Annotated in this window: 6 protein-coding genes; 3 read left to right on the top strand and 3 right to left on the bottom strand. The window is 66.0% G+C overall.

The features are described from left to right. The first annotated feature begins 748 nt into the window (after positions 1–748). Positions 749–3,862 (top strand): Rne/Rng family ribonuclease, encoded by a 3,114-nt coding sequence (locus tag M2320_RS04515; protein ID WP_264596242.1) that lies wholly within the window; start codon positions 749–751, stop codon positions 3,860–3,862. Positions 3,863–3,970: 108 nt separating this feature from the next. On the opposite strand, the gene M2320_RS04520 is transcribed toward M2320_RS04515, so the two are convergent. Together M2320_RS04520 and M2320_RS04525 are read right to left on the bottom strand one after the other, a co-directional pair. Continuing rightward, entirely contained in the window at positions 3,971–4,753 is a 783-nt protein-coding gene (locus tag M2320_RS04520; protein ID WP_264596243.1) for a hypothetical protein, read from the bottom strand. Positions 4,754–4,838: 85 nt separating this feature from the next. After that, positions 4,839–5,372, bottom strand: a complete 534-nt coding sequence (locus M2320_RS04525) for an invasion associated locus B family protein (RefSeq protein WP_264596244.1) — start codon at positions 5,370–5,372, stop codon at positions 4,839–4,841. A gap of 107 nt (positions 5,373–5,479) precedes the next feature. Here M2320_RS04525 and M2320_RS04530 point away from each other — a divergent pair, with 107 nt between their 5' ends. After that, a complete protein-coding gene (locus M2320_RS04530; RefSeq protein WP_264596245.1) occupies positions 5,480–6,199 on the top strand; it encodes a helix-turn-helix transcriptional regulator in 720 nt (239 codons plus the stop codon). 35 nt (positions 6,200–6,234) lie between these two features. After that, the gene (locus M2320_RS04535) at positions 6,235–6,630 is read left to right on the top strand and encodes a hypothetical protein (RefSeq protein ID WP_184427938.1); all 396 of its coding nucleotides are present in this window, start codon (positions 6,235–6,237) and stop codon (positions 6,628–6,630) included. A gap of 3 nt (positions 6,631–6,633) precedes the next feature. Here M2320_RS04535 and hpnJ read toward each other — a convergent pair whose 3' ends face one another. After that, positions 6,634–8,067 (bottom strand): hopanoid biosynthesis associated radical SAM protein HpnJ, encoded by a 1,434-nt coding sequence (gene hpnJ / locus M2320_RS04540; RefSeq protein WP_264596246.1) that lies wholly within the window; start codon positions 8,065–8,067, stop codon positions 6,634–6,636. Positions 8,068–8,335: the final 268 nt, after the last annotated feature.

The raw sequence follows: 8,335 nt of genomic DNA on the forward strand, positions 1-8,335 counted from the left end.
GAAGCGCCGCGAGCAGGCGGTTTTTGCTGGCGCCAGGGCAAGCTTGTGGCGCTGAGGCCACAGAGTTGCGGCAAAAACACGGAGACGCGGAAAACTTGCCAAAACCACACGCGACGGTTACAAAGAGGTGTTCGGCGGCGCGAGACAAAGAGTCGCAGCGCCGGGGCCGAACGGGTTTCCCGTCTGGCAGGCGACTGTTCTTTCCGCGCTGAAGGCGGCAAAGGTTCCTGTGAGACGGCGGGGCGAAGTGCGCGGATGCGACGGAAGCGTCGCACGCGTCTTGAGTCCAATGCGTTCAATCCTCCGCCGCCCGCCCCTCGAGACGAGAGCGAGGCGCGGATTTCGAGATTATGCGCCGCCGCCCGCCTCCTGGAGGTTGAGCGCGCGGACGACTGCAAAGGTTTGCACGTGGCGACGCCAAACCTTCGGGGCGGAGACAAGCTCCGCACGAAGACAGACTCGGGAGAAGGCCAGCGCGTTTCGGCGCGGGGGTCTTCCGCACGTTTCTGCGGCCCACGGGCTTGTATCCCTCCTTCCCCGTCCCACAGGCTCCGGCCTTCGCTGACCCCGAGGGTCCGGCCGATTGTGGCGACGATTCCGCTTACCCCTTCCTTTCCATCTCACATCATGGCGCGCCAGTTTTGGCGCGGCGCCGCGCGCGCGGCGGGACCCGTCAGCCTTCCGGCCGGTTTCCCCCGCGCAAGGCTAGCGGCTTTCCTGTGCAGCGCCATGGATTCAAGAGTTCGCAATGGCCAACAAAATGCTGATCGACGCGTCCCACCCCGAAGAGACGCGGGTGGTGGTGCTCAGGGGAAATAGAGTCGAGGAATTCGATTTCGAGTCCGCCTCGAAGAAACAACTGCGCGGCAACATCTATCTGGCGAAAGTCACGCGGGTCGAGCCCTCGCTGCAGGCCGCCTTCGTCGAATATGGCGGCAATCGCCACGGGTTCCTGGCGTTCAGCGAAATCCACCCGGATTATTACCAGATCCCCCACGCCGACAGGGTCGCCCTGCTCGAAGAGGAATCGCGCGCCCATCGCGAGGAAGACGACGAGGAAAGCCCGCGCCGCCGCAGCCGCCGCAGCCGTCGCGGCGCGGAAAAGCGCCGGGGCGGCGACGACCGCGTGACCGGCGAGGCCGAGGAGTCCGACGAGATTTTGGCGGCGGCGCCGCAGGACGGCGCGGCTGAGCAGCCCGCCGGAGAGGTTTTTGGCGAGTTCGCGCCGGTCGAGGCCGCCGCTGTCGAGGCGGTGGTCGTCGAGGCGAGCGAACCCGTCGCGGAAGCCGATGCGCCCGTCGAGAGCGCGGCGGTCGAGCCGGTCGCTGAACCCGTCGCCGAGCAGGCGGCGGCTCAGCCGTCCGAGCCGGTCGAAGCCGCGGCGCAACCCGCCGCCGAGGCTCAGCCCGCCGAAGCGCAGGCTGCGGAAGCCCAGCCGGAGGTGGTTCAGGCGGCCGAGGACCAGCAGCGTTTGTTCCGCGATCCCGAAGGCTTTGCGGTGGTCGAGGAAGGCCATGAGGATGCGGCCGTCGAGACCGGCGCGGACGAGGTCCAGGACGAAGTCCGGGACGAGGCCCGCAACGAAGTTGCCGACGAAGGCGCCGAAGAGGTCGCCGACGAATCGCATGATGAACCCGAGGCCAGCCATGACCATGGCGACGAGCCCGCCGTCGAGGTCCGGGCCAAGCGTCCCGCCCGTGAGGCCGAGGACCATGGCGACGAGGGCGACCACGAGGAAGAGGAAGTGGTCGAGCAGCTTGGCGGCGACGCCATGGACGAGACCCCCTATCGCGCGCCCCGCCTGCGCCGCCAGTACAAGATTCAAGAGGTGATCAAGCGCCGCCAGGTGCTTCTGATCCAGGTCGTCAAGGAAGAGCGCGGCAACAAGGGCGCGGCGCTCACCACCTATCTGTCGCTCGCCGGCCGCTATTCCGTGCTGATGCCCAACACCGCGCGCGGCGGCGGCATTTCGCGAAAAATCACCGACGCCAGCGACCGCAAGCGCCTGAAGGAAATCGCCGGCGAGCTGGAGGTGCCCGAGGGCATGGGCGTCATCCTGCGCACCGCCGGCGCCGCCCGGACCAAGCAGGAAATCCAGCGCGACTTCGAATATCTGATGCGCATGTGGGAGCAGGTGCGCGAACTCACCCTCACCTCCAGCGCCCCGGCGCTGGTCTATGAGGAGGGCTCGCTGATCAAGCGCGCCATTCGCGATCTCTATAACAAGGAGATCGACGAGGTGATGGTGGCCGGCGACACCGGCTATCGCGAGGCGCGCGATTTCATGCGCCTGCTGATGCCGAGCCACGTCAAAAATGTGGTCGCCTATCGCGACCCGCAGCCGATCTTCGCCAAATGGGGCGCGGAATCGCAGCTCGACGCTTTGTTCCACAATCAGGTCACGCTGCGCTCCGGCGGTTATATCGTCATCAACCAGACCGAAGCCTTGGTCGCCATCGACGTGAACTCGGGCCGCTCCACCCGCGAGCACAATATCGAGGACACCGCGCTGCGCACCAATCTGGAGGCCGCCGACGAGGTGGCTCGCCAGCTGCGCCTGCGCGATCTCGCCGGGCTGATCGTCGTCGATTTCATCGACATGGAGGAGAGCCGCAACAACCGCGCCGTCGAGCGCCGGTTGAAGGAGGCGCTCAAGGACGACCGCGCCCGCATCCAGGTCGGCCGCATCTCGCATTTCGGCCTTTTGGAAATGTCGCGCCAGCGCATCCGCACCGGCGTGCTCGAGGGCTCCTCGGTGGTCTGCCCGCATTGCGCCGGCGCCGGCACGGTGCGCAGCACCTCCTCGGTGGCGGTCCATGTGATGCGCGTGCTGGAAGACGCTCTGATGAAGAGCTCGACCCACAATGTCATCCTGCGCACCCGCACCGACATCGCGCTTTACATTCTCAACCAGAAGCGGGCGCTGCTGCGGCTGATCGAGGAACGGTTCGGCGTCTCCGTGACCGTCGAGGCCGACGAGAGCCTGGCGGGCGGCGCCTGGCACGCGCTGGAGCGCGGCGAGCCCGCCGATCCCTTGCGCCGCTTCGATCCGCGCCGTCCGCTGGAGGACCCGGAGCCCATCGGCGAGGCGGAGACCGAGGCCGAATTCGACGAGGAGCAGGTCGAGGCGGCCGAGTCCGAGGCGGAAGGCGATGAGCGCGACGAGGCCGATGGCCGCCGCCGCCGTCGTCGTCGTCGCGGCCGGGGCCGCAGCTTTGATCGCGAATCGACCATCGATCCCAGCGCGCCCCAGCCTTCCGACGAGGGCCTGAGCATGATGGCGGCGATCGGCGGCGACCTGATGGCGCCGGCCGAACGGGCTGAGAGCCCGGCCGAAGGCGAAGAGGACGGCGCCCGCGAGGAGAACGGCCGTCGCGGCCGGGGCCGCTGGCGCCGGCGCGGCCGTGGCCGCAGCGGCGAATTCAGCGATTTCTCCGGCGATTGGCGTCCGAGCGCGGCCGAAGGCGAAGCTTCGGGGGAGGGCGCGAGCGAAGGCGAAGGCCAGGGCGCGGAGATCGCGGTGGAGATTTCTGCCGAGAGCGCCGCGGCGCCGGCCAGCGAGTCCGTTGCTCCCGTTGAAGCCGCCGTCGAAACCCCTGTCGCGGACAGCGCGCCGAAGGTCGAAAGCGTCGCCGTCGAGGCGCCGCAGTCGGCGGCCAATGACGACGCGCCGGCGGCTGCCGCGCCCGAGGCTGCGCCTGCCGAACCGGCGACGCCGGAGTCCGCGCCTGCCGAAGTTGCGGTTGCGCGCGACCCGGCCCCGGTTCAGCCGGAACTGCCGGTGATCACCGAAGCCGACCCCAATGCGCCGAAGCGCTCGGGCTGGTGGTCGCGCGCCAAGGCCAGCCTGACCGGCAAATAAAAAAGCAACGGGCCGCGAAAGCGGCCCGTTTGTTTTTGGCTGGGTTTCTGCAATTGCGCGCGGGCCGGCGGGATGCCCGGACAAGCCCGGGCATAACGGGCGGGGTTTTCAAGCCGCGCGCGACAGAGACCTGGCGGGCAGGGCGAAGTTGCGCGCCGCCGGGGCGCCGTGGAATTCATGCGGGCCGACATGGATCAGCGCGCCCTGCGTGTCGAGCCAGACCTTGCCGCCGACGTTCCGCCACAGGCGGCAGAACGTATAGTCCTCGGAGAGATAGACGCCCGTCTCCGGCTCGATCATGCAGTCGAAGAAGGCGTATTGGTTGGGGCTGAGGCTCGGGCCGCCGGCGCGCGCCGGTCCCGCATGGCTCGCGCTGTAGCGCAGCTGCGGATAGGCGGCGGTCATTTTCACCAGCGCCTCCCGCCGGATCAGCATGAAGCCGGTCCCGGCATAGGTTCCGGTGACGAACCCGTCCATAGCCTCGGCCTCCGCGCCTTCGCAGGGCGCGCCGACATAGCGCAGCGGCGCGGTTTCCACCGGCTCGCCGTCGACGGCGCGTTGCAGGCCGCCGTTCCAGTCGAGCAGTTTCAGCGGATACATGCCGGCGACCACATCGGAATCAAAGGCCAGCATGCGCGCGACCTGCCGGGGATCGAAGCCGATGTCGGCGTCAATGAACAGCAGGTGGGTGGCGGTGGAATCGTCGAGGAACTGGCTGACGAGCAGGTTGCGCGCGCGGGTGATCAGGGATTCATTGCCCAGCAGATTGAGCGAAACCTGGAAACCCAGGTCGCGGCCGAGATTGAGCAGGCCGACGGTCGAATGCATGTAGCGCTGGGTCACCATGCCGCCATAGCAGGGCGTGGCGATGAAAAGATGGGGTTCAGTCATGAAGAAAACGCTCCGGGCGGGACTTGCACGCCCATTCCAGCGCGTCAGCCTTGCCCGGAGCTTTTCCAGTTAACAAAGACTTAAATCATTCCTTCGCCAGCGCGTCCGCCGCCTGGGCGAAGCCACGGAAGGAAATGGGGAATTTGACCGGACGGGCGCCGGCGTCGGTGAATTCCACCGACCCGTTCTCGCTCTGGCCGTGGAGTCCGCTCCATTGCGCCTCGGTCAAGGCCGCGTCGGCGAAGCAGCCGGATTGGACGCAGCGCCGCCAGGGCAATTCCACAGGCCTCGCGTCCTTTTCACCGGTCGCGAATTTGGCCACGCTCGGCAGCAGAATGTTGACCGGCAGGTGCGCGGTGAGGCGAATCGGTTCGGAGGCCTTGAGTCGGCCAAAAGCCAGTTGCGCCACCGGCTGCTGCGGCTGCCCCTGGCGCGAGGCCTGGACGGTCTGGACGATTTCGCAAACTTTGCGCGCGGGTTCGCCGATTCGCTGGCAGCGCAGCAGCCAGTCGCCATAGCTGGCCGTGGTCGTCACCGGCTCGGTCCCGACGGGCTTGTCCTCCGCGAGGGCCGGCAGGGCCAGCAGACTCAGCGCCAGGGCGAGGGGAAGACGGGTCATGCGCGGCTCCTTATCATCCTGGCTATAGCCGGGCGAGCGCAACAGTTCAATGACGTGGGTCAGCCCCGCCGACTTCTCCGGTTCCCCCGCTTGGTCTAAGCTTGCGCATGTCCCGCTCCGCCCGTCTGCTGCATCTGCTGCAAATCCTCCGCGGCCATCGCCAACCGGTGAGCGGGCGCACGCTTGCGGACGAAACCGGCGTCTCCTTGCGCACGCTCTACCGCGACATCCAGGCGTTATGCGCGCAGGGCGCGCCGATCGAGGGTGAAGCAGGGCTTGGCTTCATACTGCGTCCCGGCTTCCTGTTGCCGCCGCTGATGCTCGACGATTCCGAAGCCGAGGCGCTGACGCTTGGTCTGCGATGGGTCGCGGCCCAAGGTGATCCGGCGCTGGCGCGCGCCGCGCGCGCGGCATTGGCGAAGATCAGCGCCGTGCTTCCGGAGCGTCTGGCGGATTTGACCGACGATTCGGGCCTGCTCGCCCCACCGACGCATCACCGCGACGATCTCTCCGAGTTTCGCCGCGCCATAAAGGAGGAGCGGGTGGCGCTGATTGCCTATGTCGACGCCGAGGGCGTCGCCAGTGAGAGACGCATATGGCCGATCGCGCTCGCTTTCTTCGACCATCGGCGCGTGCTCGCCGCCTGGTGCGAAATGCGTGGCGATTTCCGCCATTTTCGCCTCGACCGGCTGCGGGGCTGGCGGACGCTGGAGGACCACTATCCGCGCCGCCGCCGCGTCTTGATGCGGGAATGGCGGGCGCGCGAGGGTATTTCGCCGGCCATGGGGCCGATGCTGCTGACGGAAACTGACGCAGGCCTGCGCTAGCTAAGGCAGGCATTCCCAAGGCCGAGGTTCAAGCCATGATCCGCAAAGATTTTTTTAACGCGCGCACCCTGCTGCTTGGCTGCGCAAGCTGGGCGGCGCCATTCGCCGCTTCATTCCTGTTCTTTGGTCCGGGCGGCGCCTTGCTGGTCCCCCAGCCCCTGTTCAAATCGCTGATGATCCTGATCGGCGGGGCCTGCGGGGCTTTCCTTCTGCTCCGCGTCTTCCGGCGCATGCGCCCGACTTTTGGCGCCGGTCTTGCGCTCGGCCTGTTCTGGCTTGCGCTCAATCTGGCTCTGGATCTGGCGATCCTGATCCCCATGACCGGGATGGATCTGTCGCTCTATGTCGAGGACATCGGCCTGCGCTATCTGCTGATCCCGATCATGGCGGCGGCCATGGGCCGCGCCGCCGAAATTGGACGCAACGGTTGAAACTCAGCAATTGGCCGCGCCCTGCTTGCGCTCCTTCAGGAACTGGAAGAATTCGGCGCCCTCGCGCAGCCGGCGCTTCAGCATGTCGGGGTCGCGGACCATTTCCCAGACGATCGCGCCGATCTTGCTCGGGCGGAAATAGAACTCGCGATAGAAGGTCTCGACGGAGTCGAAGATCTCCTTGTGGCTGAGATTTGGGTAGTGCAGCGGCGCGATCTGCACGCCGTTCTCGTCCACCAGTTCGGCATTGTCGCTGTCGAGCCAGCCATGGGCGAGCGCCTGGGCGTAGAGATGGGTGCCGGGGTAGGGCGCGGCCAGCGACACCTGCAGCGTGTGCGGATTGACCTTTTTGGCGAAATTGATGGTTTCGCGGATGGAATCGCGGGTTTCGCCGGGCAGGCCCATCACGAACGTGCCGTGGATGCCGATGCCGAGCTTCCGGCAATCCTTCGAAAACTTTTCCGCGACCTCGATGCGCATGCCCTTCTTAATGTTGAAGAGAATCTGCTGGTTGCCGGATTCGTAGCCGACCAGCAGCAGGCGCAGGCCGCCATCCTTCAGTTTTTTCAAGGACTCATAGGGAACGTTGGCCTTGGCGTTGCAGCTCCAGGTGATCCCGAGTTTTCCCAGTTCTTTCGCAATCGCTTCCGCGCGGGGCAGGTCATCGGTAAACGTGTCGTCGTCGAAGAAGAATTCTTTGACCTGCGGGAACGCCTTTTGCGCCCATTTGATCTCTTCGATCACATGGCCGACGCTGCGGGTGCGGTAGCGGTGGCCGCCCACCGTCTGCGGCCACAGACAAAAGGTGCAGCGCGATTTGCAGCCGCGTCCGGTATAAATCGAGAGATAGGGGTGTTTTAAATAGCCGATAAAATAATTTTCAATGGTCAGGTCGCGTTTGTAAATCGGCGAGACGAACGGCAGGTCGTCCATGTTTTCAAGGATCGGCCGGTCCTCATTGTGCTGGATCACGCCATTGGCGTCGCGCCAGCTCAGGCCTTTGATCGCCTTGAAATCGACGCCATCGGCGACGTCCTTGATGGTGAAATCGAATTCGTTGCGGGCGACGAAATCGACGATCGGCGCGTCGCGCAGCGAACCGTCGGCGTCCACCGCCACTTTGGCGCCGATCAAGCCGACTTTTAGCGCGGGATTTTCCGCCTTCAGGGCTTCGATGCATTTCACGTCCGAGGCGAAGGACGGGACGGAAGTGTGCACCACCACCAGGTCAAAATCCTTGGCTTGCGCGACAACTTCGGCGAGGCTGGTGTTGTGCGGCGGCGCGTCGATCAGCTTGGAGTTTTCGACCAGAGCGGCGGGCTGGGCGAGCCAGGTCGGATACCAGAACGAGGCGATCTCGCGGCGCGCCTGATAGCGCGAGCCGGCGCCGCCATCAAAACCGTCGAACGACGGGGCTTGCAAGAACAGGGTGCGCATGATGCCGATCCGAACCTGGTGGGAAAGGCGGCGTTGTCGCCAATTTTGGAGCCGCCGTCCAGATTTAGTTGCTGAAGGGGACTGGATCGCATTGCGCGCCTGCTGTTTGCCGCGCTCCACGGGACAGCGGGCGCAATGCGTTCCTGTCCCCGGCTTGTTGACCACGCCCCGCCGGTGATGGGGTGGACGGCGCCCCGAAGCGGCATCGATGTGCCATGATGGTCGTCGGTGAAACTCCCGTCAGATGAGGCGCCGTCCATGGGCAAGT

Source organism: Rhodoblastus acidophilus, from assembly GCF_025961575.1.
Classification (GTDB): Bacteria; Pseudomonadota; Alphaproteobacteria; order Rhizobiales; family Beijerinckiaceae; genus Rhodoblastus; species Rhodoblastus acidophilus_C.

What these genes read in the sequence shown, in the direction of transcription:
- M2320_RS04515 (WP_264596242.1), top strand. Translation starts at nt 749, where the DNA reads ATGGCCAACAAAATGCTGATCGACGCGTCCCACCCCGAAGAGACGCGG.
- M2320_RS04525 (WP_264596244.1), bottom strand. Translation starts at nt 5,372, where the DNA reads ATGACCCGTCTTCCCCTCGCCCTGGCGCTGAGTCTGCTGGCCCTGCCG.
- M2320_RS04535 (WP_184427938.1), top strand. Translation starts at nt 6,235, where the DNA reads ATGATCCGCAAAGATTTTTTTAACGCGCGCACCCTGCTGCTTGGCTGC.
- M2320_RS04520 (WP_264596243.1), bottom strand. Translation starts at nt 4,753, where the DNA reads ATGACTGAACCCCATCTTTTCATCGCCACGCCCTGCTATGGCGGCATG.
- hpnJ (WP_264596246.1), bottom strand. Translation starts at nt 8,067, where the DNA reads ATGCGCACCCTGTTCTTGCAAGCCCCGTCGTTCGACGGTTTTGATGGC.
- M2320_RS04530 (WP_264596245.1), top strand. Translation starts at nt 5,480, where the DNA reads ATGTCCCGCTCCGCCCGTCTGCTGCATCTGCTGCAAATCCTCCGCGGC.